This window comes from Rhodococcus sp. MT28 (genome assembly GCF_058792695.1).
In genome coordinates, this window is the sequence record NZ_JBXAFD010000031.1 from 1 (window position 1) to 16,626 (window position 16,626).

Genomic DNA, 16,626 nt, shown 5'->3' on the forward strand with positions numbered 1-16,626 from the left:
CCACCGGGGAGAACCCGTGGCCACCAGCGGGGAGAACTACTGGCCGCCTACGGGGAGAACTTCGTGGCCATTGACACAGTGCGTTGCGCACCGCGGATGTAGCGAATTCGGGCTTGGGTTCTCCTGCAATGTATTTTGGGAGACCGACGAGATGGTCATTCATTTGCGTGAGTTGACGCCGCGGGTCATTGATATTCGGTACGCGAATGCAGTCTTGTTCCATAAGTTGGGTCACAGGGCTGGCCCAGAGCCCTTGTTGCATGAGTTGGGGCTGACCCAGGGCCGAGGCTGCGGATCCGGACGAGCTATGTACTGCTCGGATCCGCAGATTATGCTTCCCAAAGATGAGCATCACCTAACCCCTGCCCTGAAGGCAAGCAAAGCCTCCGACTCCGCGCCCCCTTAGTTGCCATCTCAAACATCGATTATCTTTGCGAAATGACGATGTCACGTAGGGATCGGTTTCGACTCAGGACACAGCTCGTAGAAGCTCTGAAGGGGGATAGCTGGTCATACGAGAGAATAAATTTGCTTCTTCAAGATTTCAAAGTTAAGCATCTCGACGAACGGTACGACGGGCCTTCCATTGCTGAAATAGTGGCAACAATGCCAGACTCCACACTTGTCGAAGCGTATTCGATCGTCTTGGATCTGGAACCCGCTGAAGTGACCGACATCGTCGAAACAAACGTCAATACAGGCAACTGGAAGCCCGGTTACCTGCGGTTATTTCTCTCGCACTCCGCCGCGCATAGAAAGTTCGTCGGAGATGTAGCCGACGAACTAGCTGTCATGGGAATCCACGGATTCGTCGCGCACGACTCAATGGCGGTAAGCAAGCCATGGCAGACTCAAATCGAACATGCGCTGCGCTCGATGCAGGCGTTTGTCGCTTTAGTGCACCCTGAATTTAACGCTAGCACATGGTGTCAGCAGGAAGTCGGATGGGCTTACGGACGTCGAATTCCGCGATTCGCAATACGCATTGGTACTGATCCTGCGGGATTCATCGGGAGTCACCAGTGGCCCTACACCGATGGAAATGAACCGAAGAAAGTCGCGGCCTTAATCAGTTCTTGGGTTGCCGGTCTGGAGAAATTGGGCGATTCAGTTGTGGACGGCCTGCTCAGCGCCCTCAGCGAAGTCGGAGATTACTACAGTGCCGAAGCAGCTGCGAAACGCCTGGTAACGCTTGATCGTCTAAGCGACCTACAGTTTAACGAGTTAGATCGTATTTGGTGGAGCAACGATCAACTCCACGGCGGTGTCCTCCCCACACGGGTGATGAAGCCGTACTACTTAAGGAACGGGCGGTCCTGGCCGCCTCTAAAACCAGATGAGGAGGCGCGACCCTAACGGGTAGAGATCAGAGACGCGACCTTGTTGCAAGCCAAATCACGTGTTCTCGGCTGATCGCTTCCTCAGCGTCGTCGACCTCCCTCGCCCAAGATTCCTCAGTAACCGCAAGCTGGAGCTTCGCCTCGGCGCTGGCAAGATCTGCAACTGCAGCTGCATAGGCACGCGCATTCGCGTCGTGCTGCTTGGTCTCGGTCCACGCAACCACTCCAACAACAAGCGCCGCAATCGCTGGCGCCAACGCCGTTACACTTTCAGAAAAGGCTGCCCACAGAGATGAAGCCACACCTGCAAGCTCAAGTGTGACGAGTGTGGACCGCCACCGTTTGGCGCGGCTCCTGTTGTAAGAGGCTTTGCGTGCGTACCAGCCCTTCTGGTCACTGATGCGGGCAGTCAGATAACTTTGCCGTCGATCCTCCAGCGTGGAATCACGTTGGAGAACCATCCACTCCGAGATCAACGGGACATCTAGCGGTGTGAGCTGAAGGTCGCGGAATTGTTCTCGCACAGAGTGCATCCGCTCTAACAAGGCTTGGGCCGCGTCTTCGCCTGAGAGATCAGCAGGGAAGGGTAGCCCGCAAACTGCGAACTTCCAAGCGAGCGTCTTGGTCGATTCGGCCACCGCCCGCCCGTCGTACCAGGCCTTATCTGGACGCTCACGCCACAAGTTGCTGTCGATCAAGAGCGCGGCCACGAAAATTCCCATGCCGACGAGTGCAAAGACATCAATTCGAGCAACGCCAACACGCCACGTAAAGATTCCCAGTAGTGCGGCTGCTCCAAGCAGCAGAAGACGGTTTCGTGTGCCGCCGACATACGCCTTCTGCGCTTCCAATGAAGCCTGATCTGCAGCCTGGAATAGCTGTGGCATATCAGTGTCGGCCACTACGTCTACAGTCGTCATACCTGCATGATCAATGTTGACACGTCCGAATGCCGTCTTTTGACCTCTGGCGTGTCGCTACAACTACGGAGAGTATTCGACATGGGGCATTACGAGCAGAGAAAACTCGAAACTCTAGCGGCACGGGCAGCCTCGAGAAAGTTCGACTCGACCCGCCACAAGTGCTTCATCTCGTACCACGCCGAGGATACCGCCGAAGTTGCCACATTCCTCGACAACTTCGGCACCGAGTTCATCGCAAAAACCATAGGTGTAACAGACGAAGACGACTTCATCGACAGCGATGACACCGGATACGTAATGGACCAAATCCGGACCAAATATCTTGGCGATTCATCCGTGACGATTCTCCTGGTCGGCCAGTGCACGTGGGCTCGTAGGTACGTTGACTGGGAAATCTACTCATCATTGCGAGACAGCAAGCACAGCAAAGTGAATGGGTTGCTCGCTATCCAACTTCCCAGCGCGGCTACTGCCGGTGGTAGGCTCCCAAATCGGGCTAGCGACAACGTTATTCGCGATGGCAGCAACGTGGACATCGGATACGCGCGGTACAAAAGTTACCCGACCAGTACGCAATCTCTTCGAGGCTGGATTAGCGACGCATTCAGCGCTCGCACGAGTCGGAATCATTTGATCGAGAATGCCCGCGCCCGCAGGCTCAGAAGTGCCAGCTGCAGTTAGTTCACCGCGGCCTTGATCAAGAGCATGAGATGCCCGCACCACCCAGCGCAGGGATCACCTGGTTGCGACAACGACCAAGACGACCGTTGTCGACTGCAATGCGCGTTGCGTTGACCGGTCACCGTTGTCGACGACCACTTCAGTTTCGAATGTGATGCTTAGCCTTTACACATCGATTCCGACTCGCGACTCTTCTTGAGGCCGACTAAGAGCCAGAGGGCGACACGCGGGACAAGGGGAACCTGATCCCTGATCAGGTCAGGCAAACTATTCAGATGACACAGCTGATGACCGGAGTTCTGGTAGTGATCGCGTCGCCAGGCGACACCTCCGAAGAGCGGGCAGCTGTGCGCGATCAGATTAACGACTGGAACATCAACAATGGCCGGCGCGCGGGTATTGCGCTTCTACCTTGGCTGTACGAGCGCAGCGCTGTACCGTCCCTCGGCGGGCGTCCACAGTCCATTATCAACGCGCAGGCCGTTGATCGCTCAGACGTTGTGATCGCATTCTTCGACAGTCGTCTCGGCACTGCAACTGGCGTCGATGTATCGGGGACTGCAGAGGAGATCCGGCGCGCACACCAACTCGGAAAGCGGGTACATGTCTACTTTTCGAACGAGCCGATTCCGCGGGACGCCGACCTGGACCAGCAAGTAGCCCTTCGCGCGTTCCATGACGAACTTGAGGCAGAGGGCCTGCTCGGCGACTACGACGATCCAGCAGATCTCGCAGGCCAGGTTATCCGAGCGCTCGAACACGACATCGATGAGGCGGGATGGTCTGAGGGTCCAACTAATCGACCTGCTAAGGCCTCTGGAGCAAAGTTAAAATGGAACCACGATCATCGGAAAGAACAGCAAGGTCTCGATAAGAACGGGAAAATGAAGTACCGAACTATCAGTAACCGGCTGGCGGTCACAAACTCGGGCGATGTTGCCGCAGAGGACCTCACCTTCGAGGTGACGGGTCTTGAAGATACTGAGCTGCACGTCATTCCGCCATCGGAACCGGTCACTATCGAAGCGGATTCCTCACGCAGTTGGGTTGCAATTCCCCTGTCGAGCGGTTCGATTCAGATCGATGCGTCGTGGACTGAGACAGGCGACCCGAAGACCCAACGTTGGACGATAACTATCTAACTTGGGGAATTGCCCGGGTTCCACAGGTGTGGCCCCGTCATCGACAACGAGCCAGCCAGTGGCTCTGTGTCCCGCGCTGTTACCCGCGTCGTCCTAGACCACTGTGGAGCATGATCTTGTCGGTGCGCGCTCCTACAGTCAGCTCGGGTAACAGTCCGGATCGAGTGTCAGGAGCAGGCGATGACGTTCGTGAGCGCTGCTTCATTGCCGCTGCCCGGCATGCCCGACAACACGCCCGCTCCACCGGCGTTCCAGATGACGTTGATCGGGCAGCCCCAGCCTGTACGCATTCCCGAACGTCTGTGGCGTTCCTGGATCGACGACCCTGCAGTCGTTTCTCGCTTCGAGTCCAAGCGTTACCGCCGCCGGAATCAGTGCTGGCCGTGGATCGGCGGGGTGTCGTCGACCGGGCATGGTTCGTTCCGCGCGGCGAGTCTGCCTGGGCCGTCTCGCCGCGGGACCGTGCCGGCGCATTTGTTCGCCTACCAGCTCGAATACGGTGTCATCTCGAGGTTGGGCTGGTCCAACACCGACGACGCGGTGCTGTGCCATCAATGCGACTTCGCCGGCTGCACCAACCCGGCACACATGCGGTTGGGAACCAATCGCAGCAACCGCAGCGAATACGAGCTTCGGCGACGCAACATCGCCAGCCCCCTCGCCGACGTTCGAGGACCCGCGGGTCGCACTCGCGCCATCGCTGCCGCGATCCGTACCGGGATCGAACAGCACCTGGACGTCGACACGGTCGAAGAGCGCATCGCTGCGGCCGAGGCTGCAGGACGTCCGCTCTCACTCTGGTAGCGACGCTGCCGCGCTATCGTCAATGCGCATTTACGGATAACGTATTCTGTTACAGCGCAACATATTTCATCAACTGGGTGACATAATATAAGTTATCGGCGTACTCAATTGTGCTGCAATATGTTTCGTCACAAGTGACGCGATGTACGGTGAGCCACCTGGCACGAGGCATTCGTTCTCACCGCCAATAACCGCTTCGAGTGCATCAATTGCGCCCTGGGACCGGCATGACCCGCCACCCCAGCCCCCAGTACACCCTTCATGCTCCACAGGCGTGAGAACAACAACCTCTCGTAGAGAGCATCGTTTGAGGACCGATCGCTCAGACGCTGCGTTGCGCCCACTACATGACGGCTCAGATCTGTTGTGCCCCAAGCGTCCTATCCCGAGTTCGCCACTGCCTTTGGGCTGTCGTATCAGGGTTCGTCACTCTAACGGCGTTGCGCTGTCGTCGTCGTCGATCGCCTCGTCACGGATCGTCTCGTCTCGGGCGAGGTGCGCGGTCGTGATCGCGGTCACCGCAGCAATGTCGCCGTCCCGAATGGCGGCATAGATTTCGTTGTGCGCTTCCCATGAGCTGGGCGCTCGATGTTCGATGTTCACGGTCCAAATCCAGGCGAGCTTTGCTCGTACGTCGGCGAGCATACGTATGAGTTGCTCGTTGCCTGAGGCTTCAATCATCACTTCGTGAAATTGCTCTGCCGCGGCGGCAACTCGGCTGAACTTGTTCCCCGCGAGCAGATTTTCACCCTGCCTCAGTAATCGTGCAAGTTGATCGAGGCGGTCGCCACCTCGGCGCTCGGCGGCAAGGCGGGCTGCCAGTACCTCGAGGGCGGTACGCACTTGGAGCAGATCGTGAGCGTCGCGCGCAGACGGGACCGCAACGCGAGCACCGGCATTGAGGGTGACTGTGACGTATCCCTCAGCATCAAGTCGGCGGATCGCTTCCCTGATCGGAACGCGTGAGACGCCGAACTCCTCGGCGAGGCGGTCCTCGCGCAACCGATTACCTGGTTTGAGTCGGCCGGTGATGATTCGTGAGCGGATGGTGCCGGCTATGGCGTCCCCACGAGGGACCTTTTGCTGCGACTGTCGCTCTGCCCTCATTAGGCAGTGATCCTAGTGAACATTCGATCTCCTCGGCAGGTAACTCTTGCCGATGCCGGCCGAACCGGCCGATATGTTTCGACCACATTTCGAGCCGATTTCGGCCGCGTGAGAACTAGCTGCGGATCGTCGATTCGGCTTGACGAGCACGGACCACTCAACGATCATATGTGAATCGTATACAAAAAAAGCACCTCTGACCTGCTATTGCGGGAAGTCCAATTGCTCGACGGTCGCCGAGTTGATGTCGCGTGCGCCGGACCCTTGATCTGCGAAATCGGCCATCATCTTGATCTCGAGGCACCACTGGAGATCGACTGTGAGGGCGGCCTGGCGACGCGACCGTTCACCGAAGCACATCTGCACCTCGACAAAGCAGGGACCGCCGACCGTCTACCGGCAGGCGCCACGACCATCGGCGATGCGATCGCCGCCATGCAATCGGTGAAAGTCACTGAGCGCGACAATGTCGAGGCGGTCGCCGCACGAATGCACCGCATTCTGAATCGTATTGTCGACGATGGTTCCCCCGTCATTCGCGCACTCGTCGACGTCGATGAGGTCTGGGGATTGACCGCTTTTCATGCAGCCCAACAAGTCCAAGCGGCTCTCGCGTCCCGCGCGGTAGTACAAATCGTGGCCTTTCCGCAACATGGCCTCACCCCGCGGGTACTTGCGTTGCTTGAGCAGGCGGCCGCAGAAGGTGCAGGAGCACTCGGCGCCCACACCGACGTCGATCCCGACCCAGCGGCGCATGTCGGCGCTGTGGCCGCCATCGCTGCTGGGGCATCGCTACCGCTGGAAGTCCACACTGATGAAGGCGCCAGTCCCGACAAGTTTAATTTGCCTGCAGTACTGGAGGTCCTCGACCTGTTTCCTGGACTCTCGACGACCCTGGCACACTGCCTGTCACTCGGCACGATTGCGCCGAAACAACAGCAGCGCTGGATTGAGGAACTGGCGCAGCGGCATATCAACGTCTGTGTCGCGCCGAGCATCCTAGGTTTCGGCCTGCCCTTGGCGCCAGTGCGGGCATTGATCGAGGCCGGCGTCGGAATTCTTGTCGGATCAGACAACCTGCAGGACGTCTTTTTCCCGCTCGGTACGGGTCGCGCCATCGACAATGCGCGTCTGCTGGCGACCGCCGCACAGCTCACCGCACCCGAGCTCGCTGGCCCGCTCATCGCAGGTGTCACCGACACCGCGTACGCCACCGTGACCGGCGCGGCAGGTGCACTGGCGGTGGGATCACCGGCAACCTTCGTCGTCCACGACGCGACATCGCCGTCGGAGTTGCTTCGCGGCATAGACGGCACCCGAATCACCGTCACCGACGGCCTGTTTACCTCCACGCTCCAACTCGACAAAGGAATTAAGTGAAAGCCAACCGTGTGTTGAAGGTACCCATGACGTCCCCCGAGGACACCGCCGGTGTCGAGGCGGCCCTTGCTGCCGAAGGCTTTTCTCCCACTGATGTCCGCGCGGTCATGTGCATGACTGAGAGCGACGGGTTCGGGCGCGGTTACGCCTCATTGGCCTTTGCGCACGCTTTCGCGCCAGCACTTGGCTGCCCGCCTCAGGACGTTGCCCAACAGATTCCCTTGATCATGATCGGCGGCTGCTCGGGTCTGGTGACCCCTTATGCAGCAGTGTTTGTCGACGATCCTGCGTCGGCATGGGTCACTGACGGCAGTGGCGGGGGATTGTCGATCGGAGTCACCACCACTGCGACCCTTGATCCGCTCGATGTAGGAACCCCAGCGATGGTCGACGCCGTCGCCGACGCTGTCAGGTCGGCGATGGCCGACGCTGGCATCGACGATGTTGCCGATGTGCACAACGTGCAGATCAAAACACCCTGGCCGAGTTCATCGGCACTCCTCAACGGACCCCTCAGTGGCCTTGAGGCCGGCAGCGTTGGGGCAATGGCCCGGGCGGCGGGCGCATTGGGCGTAGCAGTGGCCCTCGGAGAGGTCTCGCGGGCGGATATCACTGCCGACGTCTTCCTCCGCGATCCGAACTTGCGGTCTGACGTGGCGTCGGTGTCGGCCGGCACCGAACGCGTCGACGCCGCAGTACTGGTCATGGGCAACTCTTTGACCTCAGCGAGCCCCTACCGCATCGGTCACGGCGTACTGCGCGATGGCATTGACCCCCATGGTGTTCTCGACGCTCTGCGGGCGGTGGGCATCGACTCGGGATGGCCCTTCACCGCCGACACCACGCCTGTTGAACATGTCTTCCTCAAATCTGCCGTCGACGGTACCGATGAATGTCGTGGGCGGCGCCACGTCCTTCGCACCGACTACCTCGGTCCCTACTCGTGGCTTCTGGGCAAGGCCGTGGTCCATGCCACCGTCGCTTCCATTGTGGGAGACCCGATGATGCAGGTGTCCGGTGGTGGCGAACATCAGGGCCCCCCAGGGGGCGGAACTGTCGCTGTGATTGCCCGATGAACACCGCCGCCACCGCGTTCATCGACGCCGTCGAGGCGTGCGAGCCTGCCCTGGTCGCTGTGGTCACCGCGCGCGACCAACTCAGCGATGGCAGCGAGATCACGATCACTCATGCCGGCCCGCCATTGGAGACCATGGTTCAAGAGGGTCCCCTCTTCGGCGCCGTTGTTGGTGGATTGCTGCACGAGGGATGGGAGTTCGATGATGCGCGTGAGGCGGCAAGCTCCTGCACCGCATTGGATTTGAGGCCAAACCAAGACAATGGCCGTGCCGCACCCCTGGCCGGAGTCATCACGCCCAGCATGCCGCTGTTCGTGGTACGCGACGACGCCACCGGCACCACTGCGCATTCACCCATCAACGAGGGTTCCGGCGCCGTCTTGCGATTTGGTGCCTATAGCCCCGATGTGGTGGAACGTCTGGCATGGCTTCGCCATGTTGCCGGGCCCACGCTCGGTCGAGCCCTTGAGGAGCACGGCCCGATCCCGTTGCGACACCTGGTCGCCAGCGGCCTACGCAATGGTGACGAACTGCACAACCGCACGAACTGGACCACGGGCAGCTTCGTCTCTATTCTCGGGCCCGCGCTGCGAGATGTAGGTCCCGACGGACACCTTGTCGCAGATTTCCTGCGAGAGAACAGTTTCACGTTTCTCAATGTGTCAGTCGCCTTCGCCAAGTGCGTGCTCGACGCTGCCGGCCCCGCCGCACCTGCGGGAGTCGTGCTCGCGATGGCGTCAAACGGTGAGCGCTTCGGTATGAAAGTCGCCGGTGCCGGCCCGGGCTGGATTACTACCGCTGCACCCTTAGTTCGCGGCCGACTCGCTCTGGGATCGGTGGCGGCAGACGCATCCCCCCTGCTCGGCGATTCCGGCACCATCGAAGCCCTGGGGCTCGGCGGACTGGCATTATCGACTGCGCCCGAGATCGCACCGTTCCTCGGCTGCGACATCGCTGAACTCGATCGGCGTAGCCGCGCCGGCCGGGCCTCGACAATCGGTGAGCACAGAACTTTGCACCTGGCAGACAACCGCGGCGCACCTCTGGGACTCGACGTCACCCGCGCCCTAGCCAGCAGCGTGCCACCGACCATCGACGCCGGCATTGCCCACCACCTCGCCGGCATCGGACAGATCGGCGCCGGACTGGCAGAGATCCCACGAGAAGCCCTGCAGCAAGCCCACTCTCAGCTGACCATTCCCCACAACAACGAAAGAAACACAGCCATGACCGATCGGACCGCAGTTGCCCCTAAGCAAGTATTCGGCGAGGACTATTTCACCATCGACGCGGCAACGACAGCGTTGCTCGTCATCGACATGCAGAACAGCTTCGTTGCCCCCGGAGCGGTCTTCGAGGCACCCAAGGGCCGCGAGATCATCCCCAATATCGATCGCCTCATCAGCGAAGCGCGACTGGTCGGAGCTCCCGTCATCTGGACGCAATCCGATCACAGTCCCCCGGGCGGTGGCCGGATTCTCGATCGCCATCCAGTCATCAAGTTCACCCCTGAACTGTGGATCGGCGACCCCAGCTTCGACCTGTACCCGGAGATGGAACAACCGCTCGACACCGAACACCGCGTCGTCAAACACAAATACGATGCGTTTCACGAAACCGACCTCGACCGCGCCCTTCGCAACCTCGGCTGCGACACCGTCATCATTGTGGGCGTTGCCACCGAAATATGCTGCGAGTCAACGGCACGGGCCGCATTCTTCAACGACTACAACGTCGTGTTCGTACGCGATGCCACTGCCGCCTTCGACCCAGCGATCCAAGACGACACCTGCAATCGCATGGACGCCATGTTCGGGCGCGCAATGGCGACAGAGGACGTCATCGCCGACCTCGGTGGTGTGGTGTGACGAACTTCGTGAAACAACGCCTACAAGGCCACCCGAACGACGACACGCCCTTCGAGAACTCCAGCCAGCCCGCAGATCTCCCCGGCGGAGCTGAGATGCCCAGCAAGTCCCCCATCGCTGATCCCGCGATCTCCCTACGGGGCATTGTAAAAACCTTCCCCAAGCGCCGTAAGCAGCAGGCGGTTACCGCACTAGACCGCTTCGACTTGGACATTGCCTCAGGCGAATTCGTGGCTCTCATTGGCCCCTCGGGATGCGGGAAGTCGACCGCGTTGCGCCTCATCGCCAACTTGGATGCCCCGACCGAGGGCGAGGTTCTCGTCGAGGGGCGCTCTCCCCGACACCTCGCCGAGTCACATCGCCTCGGTGTTGCGTTTCAAGACCATGCGCTGCTGCCCTGGTTGTCGGTCGAAGCGAACATGGCACTACCATTTCAGCTCGCGGGTCGACGCACTGACAGCGCCAAAATTGCCGATTTGATCAAACTCGTCGGTCTCAAAGGTTTCGAGACCGCCAGACCCAAACATTTGTCGGGCGGCATGCGTCAGCGTGTTGCCATAGCGCGGGCGTTGGCTCTCGAACCCGACGTCCTGCTGCTCGATGAGCCCTTCGGGGCGTTGGACGCGGTCACCCGACGCAGGCTCAACCTCGAACTGCAGAGAATCTGGTCAGCGCACCAGATCACGACCCTGCTTGTCACACACTCTGTCGATGAAGCGGTCTTTCTTGCAGACAGAGTCGTTGCCATGAGCGGACGGCCAGGGCGAATCAAACAGACGGCGAACGTGTCGTTCGCACGTCCCCGCGCTGCGGAGATCACCCGGACCGATGACTTCCACCACCTGTGCGACTCGCTGTCCCTGGCACTGGAGAGCGACGAGTAATGCACAGCACCAGCGTGATACGCGGTATCAGTGGACGGTTGCTTCTGGGCGCCGCCGGAATCATCACCTTCGCCGTCCTGTGGGAAGTTGCTGGACGCATGCGGCTCCTGGGCGATTCGTGGCCCCCGCTGACCGAGATCTGGACCACACTAAGCGATCCAAGCAATCGGACACAGTTCGAGCGTGCGGTGGGCGCGACCCTGGAAAAGGCTGCGTTTGGCTATGTCATCGGAACGAGCGCGGCGATTGCCTTCGCAGCAGTGGCAGCACTCATACAGCCCATCCGGCGCCAGATGCTCGACCTCGCTGCCATCGTCAACGCCATTCCGATTCTGGCGTTGGGACCACTGCTCATCGCACTGTTTCCTCGCGAGGTCACCCCGGTCGCCATCTCCGCGCTCACTGTGTTCTTCACGACGGTCATTGCGACCACCGCCGGAATTGAGAGCGCCGGGCCCGCGCACCAAGATCTGGCAACAACTCTCGGCGCCAATCGCCTGCGCAGGTTCTGGCGCGTCGAAGCGCCGGCCGCGCTGCCATCGCTGCTCGACGGACTAAAATTGGCGGCCCCCTCGGCAGTTCTTGGGGCACTGCTCGGGGAATGGTTCGGTACCGAGCGCGGACTCGGACAACTCCTTGTCGTGTCGATGCAGAACTATCGCGTCGATATGCTCTGGTCGGCGGGGCTACTGGCCGCCGGGATCGCCCTCATCGCCTACGGGTTGGTCTCGATCGTCGAACGATCTGTCTCTGAGCGATTCCGGATGACCATCTGATGCGGCGCGTTACGCTCGCCGTCCTGGCGCGGCTCTGGGTTCCAGCTCTCGTGCTGGTGCTCTGGCAGCTGTGGGTGATCGCATTCCACGTTCCCGACCTCGTGATGCCCGGGCCAATCGCTGTTCTCCAAGACCTCGCCGCCAATCCGGGTCTCTACCTCGACCTCGCCTGGAGCACCATTCGGGTTGCTGCCATCGGACTTGTCCTGGGTATGGTTTTCGGGCTCGGGCTCGCCGTCGCTGGATGGAGCAGCCCGTTCTTTTCGGGCCTGGTCTCACCGGGCGCCATGATGCTGCGCACCATACCGATCACGGCGATGATCCCGATCATTGCGCGTCTTTTCGGATACAGCTCGAACACGGTGATCGCTGTGGCCGTGTTGATTTCGATCTTCCCGGCTTTCGTCTTTGCATCAGCGGGATTGCGGACAGTGCCCGGTGGAGCCAACGACTACTTCGAAGTCATGAGAGCAGGCAAGATGGCACGACTTCGTCGGCTGGCCCTGCCCGCTGCAATCCCCAATCTCATGACAGCCTTTCGTATTTCAGCAGGTTTGTGCATCCTCGGTGCGCTCATTGCCGAATGGCTCATCGGAGCCGACGGGCTAGGACACCAGCTCGCACTGGCCCGCATCGAATTCAGAGTCGAAGAACAGTGGGGTGTGGCCCTGGTCGCCGCCGTGCTGTCCGTTGCCGCCTTCCTGGGCGCCACCGCACTGGAGCGTCGCGCGATCGAGAGGTGGACCTGATCCATTCGTTCGACCACATCACCGAGCACATTTCACACCTGGAGAACCTGATATGAACACGAATCTTTCACGCCGCAGCTTCCTATTTCGTAGCGCCGGCATCGGTGGAGCAGCACTGCTCGCACCCTCACTACTAGCTGCCTGCGGCGACGCAGGCTCCTCATCCACAAGCACGCCCGGCGCAGGTCTGGTGCGCACCCAACTTGCCTGGGTCAAGAACGTCGAGTTCGCCGGCATGTGGGTCGCTGAAGACAAAAACTACTTCGCCGACGAGAAGGTCAACGTCGAATGGTTCGCCGGCGGGCCTAACGCCCCCACCGCCGAATCTGTGGTCGCCGGCGGAACCGCCACCGTCGGAATGACCACGTTCTTCGACCAACTCATTGACGGAATCACCGCCGACAACAGCCTCGTGATGTTCGGGACGCAGTTTCAGGACTCTCCACAGGCCTTGATCTCTGCAGCCAAGGCTCCCATCCGAACACCTCAAGATCTCACCGGTAAGCGCATCGGCGGACAGACCGGTAACGAACGCTATATCGACGCGATCTTCACCGTAAATGGATTGAAGCCTGACTACACCTTCGTTCCGATCGGCTTCGATCCGCAACCCCTGATCGAAGGCGCGGTCGACGCCATGTTCGGCTTCAACACCAACCAGACTCTCATTCTCCGCGAGCAAGGCTTCGATGACGTCACCGTGCTCACCTCAGAGTTCGGCCTACCCGCCTACGCCAACGTCCTGTTCGCCAAACGGTCCTACATCGACGAAAACTTCGACCTCCTGGTCAGCTACATGCGCGCGATGGCACGCGGCTGGCAAGTAAGTATCGAACAACCAGATCTGGGAGCCGAACTGGCAGTCAACGACTTCGGCGCCGATCTCGGCCTGTCGCTCGACCAACAAAAGCAAGAAAACCGCATCCAACAAGAACTCATGCAGAGTGATCTAACCCGACAGTCCGGGCTCTTCCGTATGTCCGCCGACTTCATCGAAGACAAGGTGTACCCGTGGCTCACCGCCTCCGGCCGCACCAATCTGCCAGACCTCTCGGTCAGCTTTGACGACAGCATCCTCGCGGCCGTCTACGCCAACGGCCCGGTCGTCCGATGAGCCTGCAACACAATCCTTCAGACAACGAGAAAACCCAGGAGAACAGCACTTTGCTCACGCCCAAGCATCAGATGGTCACCCAGCAATACACCTCGGAAACAGCGATGCTGGCCATCGCGATCGAAGAAGCACACATAGGACTCGCCGAGGGCGGCATTCCTATCGGCGCAGCCATCTTCACACTCGACGGCGAGCTGGTGAGCCGGGGCCACAACCGGCGGCTCCAAGACAACGACCCCTCCTCGCATGGCGAAACCGACGCCTTTCGCAACGCCGGACGCCACACCACCTGGCGCGACAAAATACTGGTCACCACTCTGGCGCCGTGCTGGTACTGCACTGGCATGGTTCGACAATTCGGTTTCGCCAAGGTCGTTATGGGCGAAACAGTCAACCAACCCCCACCACACGGTTACGACTGGCTCCGCGAGCTCGGAGTCGACATCGTCGACCTAGGATCCGCCGAATGCATCGAACTCTTGGCTTCCTACAGTGCCCGCGAACCCGACGCCTGGGCCGAAGATGGCGGCCAACAATGGTGACCTCCCAACCACTCGCCACCTGCCGATACACAAGGAGAACATCATGACCAGGATCGCAATCACCGGCGGACGAGTCCTGACCATGGATCCCGAGCGCCGCGTGCTCGAACCAGGAACGGTTGTGGTCGAGGACCAGTTCATCGCACAAGTGGGATCCCCGGACGACGTCGACATCCGCGGCGCCGAGATCATTGACGCCACCGGGATGGCAGTGCTCCCCGGCTTCGTCAACACCCACACCCACGTCCCACAGATCCTCCTCCGGGGCGGTGCATCCCATGACCGCAACCTCCTCGAATGGCTGCACAACGTGCTCTATCCCGGCCTCGCTGCCTACACAGACGACGACATCCGAGTCGGAACACTTCTGTACTGCGCCGAAGCCCTCCGTTCTGGCATCACCACAGTGGTCGACAACGAGGACGTCCGACCCAACGACTTCGCCCGCGCCGGGGCGGCCGGCATCGGCGCCTTTACCGAAGCAGGCATCCGAGCCATCTACGCGCGCATGTACTTCGACGCGCCACGAGCCGAACTCGAAGAACTCGTCGCCACCATTCACGCCAAAGCCCCCGGCGCCGTACGGATGGACGAATCAGCCAGCACCGACCACGTACTGGCAGAGCTCGACCAGCTCATCGCCCGCCACGACCGCACTGCAGATGGCCGCATCCGGGTGTGGCCCGCCCCCGCGATCCCCTTCATGGTCAGCGAAAAAGGAATGAAGGCAGCACAAGAAATCGCAGCGAGCCGCACCGGCGGCTGGACCATGCACGTCAGCGAGGATCCCGTCGAAGCTCGAGTGCACTCCATGAACGCCCCGGAATACTTACACCACCTTGGCTGCCTCGACGACCGACTCCTGGCCGCACACTGCGTGCATATCGACAGCCGAGACATCCGCCTGTTCCGCCAGCACGACGTCAAGATCTCTACTCAACCGGTATCGAACAGCTACTTGGCAGCCGGAATCGCACCGGTCCCCGAAATGCTCGCCAGCGGCGTGACCGTGGGCATCGGTACCGACGACGCCAACTGCAACGACAGCGTGAACCTCATTTCGGACATGAAAGTGCTGGCGCTGATTCATCGAGCTGCACAACGAGATGCTTCGATCATCACACCTGAGAGAATCATCGAAATGGCCACCATCGACGGAGCCCGCTGCATCGGTATGGCTGACCAGATTGGATCCCTCGAGGCGGGTAAACGCGCCGACATCATCACCCTCGACCTTCGTCACGCCCAGACAACCCCGGCGCACGATTTGGCGGCCACCATCGTCTTTCAGGCCTACGGCAACGAAGTCAACGATGTCCTGGTCAATGGCTCGGTAGTGATGCGCGATCGAGTACTTGCTTTTCTGCCGACTCCCGACGACGAAAAAGACCTTTTCGACGACGCAGCGGAGCGATCGGTTGCAATGCTCGCGCGTGCCGGCCTCACCGGCACGCGCACGTGGCAAACACTGGGATCGTAAAGAACACAACGACCTTCCGGTCTGCCCATGCGCGAGACCATCCGAAGATCCATACATGCTCGCTGTCACCGCCCGTGACACAACACATCAACCGGCGGTTGCGACACCACCCCGCCTCTCGCCCGAGGAGCAGACATGACCGAACACGCCCCCGCGGCGTCGTCATCCGAACTCGACACCATCGCACAGAAGATCTCGCGGGCGTACACCCGCATGGCGGAACTCGATCGCCCAGAAATCTGGATCACCCTCCGTGAGGAGTCCGACGTCCTGGCCGAGGCGACCAACCGCGCGCGCACTTTCGTCGCTGCGCGATCCCAGCCGCCGCTTTTCGGAACCCTGGTAGCTGTCAAAGACAATATCGACGTGGCCGGGTTACCCACCACCTGCGGGTGCCCGGCCTACCGGCACACACCCGCCACGACCGCACACGCCGTACAACGGCTCATTGATCAGGGCGCAATCGTGCTCGGCAAAACCAACCTCGACCAGTTCGCCAGGGACTGTCCATCTGAGGGCCTTGTTGGTCTTCGTGTGTAGTGGGCGCGGTCGCCGCCGAGGCGTTGTGTCGGGGGGTCAGGAAGTGGTCGATGTCGACGATGAGGAACAGTGCGGTGGCGGTAGTGACCACGTGGGCGTGGTTGTTTTCGATGGTGGCTCGCAGGTGTAGTTTGCGGCCTGCGCGGGAGTGGATGTGAGAGCGGAGGGTGTAGGGGGTGTCGAGCAGGACCGGGGCGAGGTAGTCGATAGCGAGGTGGCG

16 protein-coding genes are annotated in these 16,626 nt (G+C 60.6%); 14 read left to right on the forward strand and 2 right to left on the reverse strand.

The window, feature by feature from the left end; all coding sequences use genetic code 11:
• Nucleotides 1-438: 438 nt before the first annotated feature.
• Nucleotides 439-1,356, forward strand: a complete 918-nt coding sequence (locus AC1Q6C_RS32500; RefSeq protein WP_219468598.1) for a toll/interleukin-1 receptor domain-containing protein — start codon at nucleotides 439-441, stop codon at nucleotides 1,354-1,356.
• 10 nt (nucleotides 1,357-1,366) lie between these two features.
• Here the strand turns inward: AC1Q6C_RS32500 and AC1Q6C_RS32505 are convergent, their stop codons facing one another.
• Nucleotides 1,367-2,260, reverse strand: coding sequence for a DUF4231 domain-containing protein (locus tag AC1Q6C_RS32505; protein WP_219468596.1), 894 nt, complete (start codon nucleotides 2,258-2,260; stop codon nucleotides 1,367-1,369).
• Nucleotides 2,261-2,341: 81 nt separating this feature from the next.
• Here AC1Q6C_RS32505 and AC1Q6C_RS32510 point away from each other — a divergent pair, with 81 nt between their 5' ends.
• The 3 genes from AC1Q6C_RS32510 (at nucleotide 2,342) to AC1Q6C_RS32520 (ending at nucleotide 4,890) form a co-directional block, all read left to right on the forward strand.
• Nucleotides 2,342-2,944: a TIR domain-containing protein gene (locus AC1Q6C_RS32510; RefSeq protein ID WP_219468592.1), complete on the forward strand. Its 603-nt coding sequence runs from the start codon at nucleotides 2,342-2,344 to the stop codon at nucleotides 2,942-2,944.
• 275 nt (nucleotides 2,945-3,219) lie between these two features.
• A complete protein-coding gene (locus AC1Q6C_RS32515; protein WP_219468590.1) occupies nucleotides 3,220-4,086 on the forward strand; it encodes a DUF4062 domain-containing protein in 867 nt (288 codons plus the stop codon).
• Nucleotides 4,087-4,266: 180 nt separating this feature from the next.
• Nucleotides 4,267-4,890: a hypothetical protein gene (locus AC1Q6C_RS32520; protein WP_219468587.1), complete on the forward strand. Its 624-nt coding sequence runs from the start codon at nucleotides 4,267-4,269 to the stop codon at nucleotides 4,888-4,890.
• Nucleotides 4,891-5,316: 426 nt separating this feature from the next.
• Here AC1Q6C_RS32520 and AC1Q6C_RS32525 read toward each other — a convergent pair whose 3' ends face one another.
• Nucleotides 5,317-5,997, reverse strand: a complete 681-nt coding sequence (locus AC1Q6C_RS32525; RefSeq protein WP_492667081.1) for a GntR family transcriptional regulator — start codon at nucleotides 5,995-5,997, stop codon at nucleotides 5,317-5,319.
• A 222-nt stretch (nucleotides 5,998-6,219) separates the two neighbouring features.
• On the opposite strand from AC1Q6C_RS32525, the gene AC1Q6C_RS32530 reads away from it, so the two are divergent.
• From AC1Q6C_RS32530 to AC1Q6C_RS32575, 10 genes are all read left to right on the forward strand, one after another.
• Nucleotides 6,220-7,377: an amidohydrolase family protein gene (locus AC1Q6C_RS32530; protein ID WP_492667082.1), complete on the forward strand. Its 1,158-nt coding sequence runs from the start codon at nucleotides 6,220-6,222 to the stop codon at nucleotides 7,375-7,377.
• On the forward strand, nucleotides 7,374-8,453 hold the full coding sequence (locus AC1Q6C_RS32535) for a ring-opening amidohydrolase (RefSeq protein ID WP_492667083.1): 1,080 nt from the start codon (nucleotides 7,374-7,376) through the stop codon (nucleotides 8,451-8,453). The genes AC1Q6C_RS32530 and AC1Q6C_RS32535 overlap by 4 nt, the downstream gene beginning before the upstream one ends.
• On the forward strand, nucleotides 8,450-10,321 hold the full coding sequence (locus AC1Q6C_RS32540) for an isochorismatase family protein (protein ID WP_492667084.1): 1,872 nt from the start codon (nucleotides 8,450-8,452) through the stop codon (nucleotides 10,319-10,321). Before AC1Q6C_RS32535 ends, AC1Q6C_RS32540 begins: the two co-directional genes overlap by 4 nt.
• On the forward strand, nucleotides 10,318-11,205 hold the full coding sequence (locus AC1Q6C_RS32545) for an ABC transporter ATP-binding protein (RefSeq protein WP_492667085.1): 888 nt from the start codon (nucleotides 10,318-10,320) through the stop codon (nucleotides 11,203-11,205). The genes AC1Q6C_RS32540 and AC1Q6C_RS32545 overlap by 4 nt, the downstream gene beginning before the upstream one ends.
• Nucleotides 11,205-11,981, forward strand: coding sequence for an ABC transporter permease (locus AC1Q6C_RS32550; protein ID WP_492667086.1), 777 nt, complete (start codon nucleotides 11,205-11,207; stop codon nucleotides 11,979-11,981). Before AC1Q6C_RS32545 ends, AC1Q6C_RS32550 begins: the two co-directional genes overlap by 1 nt.
• Nucleotides 11,981-12,730, forward strand: coding sequence for an ABC transporter permease (locus AC1Q6C_RS32555; RefSeq protein WP_492667087.1), 750 nt, complete (start codon nucleotides 11,981-11,983; stop codon nucleotides 12,728-12,730). Before AC1Q6C_RS32550 ends, AC1Q6C_RS32555 begins: the two co-directional genes overlap by 1 nt.
• Before the next feature lie 52 nt (nucleotides 12,731-12,782).
• On the forward strand, nucleotides 12,783-13,844 hold the full coding sequence (locus tag AC1Q6C_RS32560) for an ABC transporter substrate-binding protein (protein WP_492667088.1): 1,062 nt from the start codon (nucleotides 12,783-12,785) through the stop codon (nucleotides 13,842-13,844).
• Nucleotides 13,841-14,386: a nucleoside deaminase gene (locus tag AC1Q6C_RS32565; RefSeq protein WP_492667089.1), complete on the forward strand. Its 546-nt coding sequence runs from the start codon at nucleotides 13,841-13,843 to the stop codon at nucleotides 14,384-14,386. The genes AC1Q6C_RS32560 and AC1Q6C_RS32565 overlap by 4 nt, the downstream gene beginning before the upstream one ends.
• Nucleotides 14,387-14,429: 43 nt before the next feature.
• Nucleotides 14,430-15,866: an amidohydrolase gene (locus AC1Q6C_RS32570; RefSeq protein ID WP_492667090.1), complete on the forward strand. Its 1,437-nt coding sequence runs from the start codon at nucleotides 14,430-14,432 to the stop codon at nucleotides 15,864-15,866.
• Between the two features lie 135 nt (nucleotides 15,867-16,001).
• Entirely contained in the window at nucleotides 16,002-16,406 is a 405-nt protein-coding gene (locus AC1Q6C_RS32575) for an amidase family protein (protein WP_492667091.1), read from the forward strand.
• Nucleotides 16,407-16,626: the final 220 nt, after the last annotated feature.

Bases quoted from the DNA above. Each gene is read 5' to 3' on its own strand.
- AC1Q6C_RS32500 (WP_219468598.1), top strand. From the start codon at position 439: ATGACGATGTCACGTAGGGATCGGTTTCGACTCAGGACACAGCTCGTA.
- AC1Q6C_RS32505 (WP_219468596.1), bottom strand. From the start codon at position 2,260: ATGACGACTGTAGACGTAGTGGCCGACACTGATATGCCACAGCTATTC.
- AC1Q6C_RS32510 (WP_219468592.1), top strand. From the start codon at position 2,342: ATGGGGCATTACGAGCAGAGAAAACTCGAAACTCTAGCGGCACGGGCA.
- AC1Q6C_RS32515 (WP_219468590.1), top strand. From the start codon at position 3,220: ATGACACAGCTGATGACCGGAGTTCTGGTAGTGATCGCGTCGCCAGGC.
- AC1Q6C_RS32520 (WP_219468587.1), top strand. From the start codon at position 4,267: ATGACGTTCGTGAGCGCTGCTTCATTGCCGCTGCCCGGCATGCCCGAC.
- AC1Q6C_RS32525 (WP_492667081.1), bottom strand. From the start codon at position 5,997: ATGAGGGCAGAGCGACAGTCGCAGCAAAAGGTCCCTCGTGGGGACGCC.
- AC1Q6C_RS32540 (WP_492667084.1), top strand. From the start codon at position 8,450: ATGAACACCGCCGCCACCGCGTTCATCGACGCCGTCGAGGCGTGCGAG.
- AC1Q6C_RS32550 (WP_492667086.1), top strand. From the start codon at position 11,205: ATGCACAGCACCAGCGTGATACGCGGTATCAGTGGACGGTTGCTTCTG.
- AC1Q6C_RS32555 (WP_492667087.1), top strand. From the start codon at position 11,981: ATGCGGCGCGTTACGCTCGCCGTCCTGGCGCGGCTCTGGGTTCCAGCT.
- AC1Q6C_RS32560 (WP_492667088.1), top strand. From the start codon at position 12,783: ATGAACACGAATCTTTCACGCCGCAGCTTCCTATTTCGTAGCGCCGGC.
- AC1Q6C_RS32565 (WP_492667089.1), top strand. From the start codon at position 13,841: ATGAGCCTGCAACACAATCCTTCAGACAACGAGAAAACCCAGGAGAAC.
- AC1Q6C_RS32570 (WP_492667090.1), top strand. From the start codon at position 14,430: ATGACCAGGATCGCAATCACCGGCGGACGAGTCCTGACCATGGATCCC.
- AC1Q6C_RS32575 (WP_492667091.1), top strand. From the start codon at position 16,002: ATGACCGAACACGCCCCCGCGGCGTCGTCATCCGAACTCGACACCATC.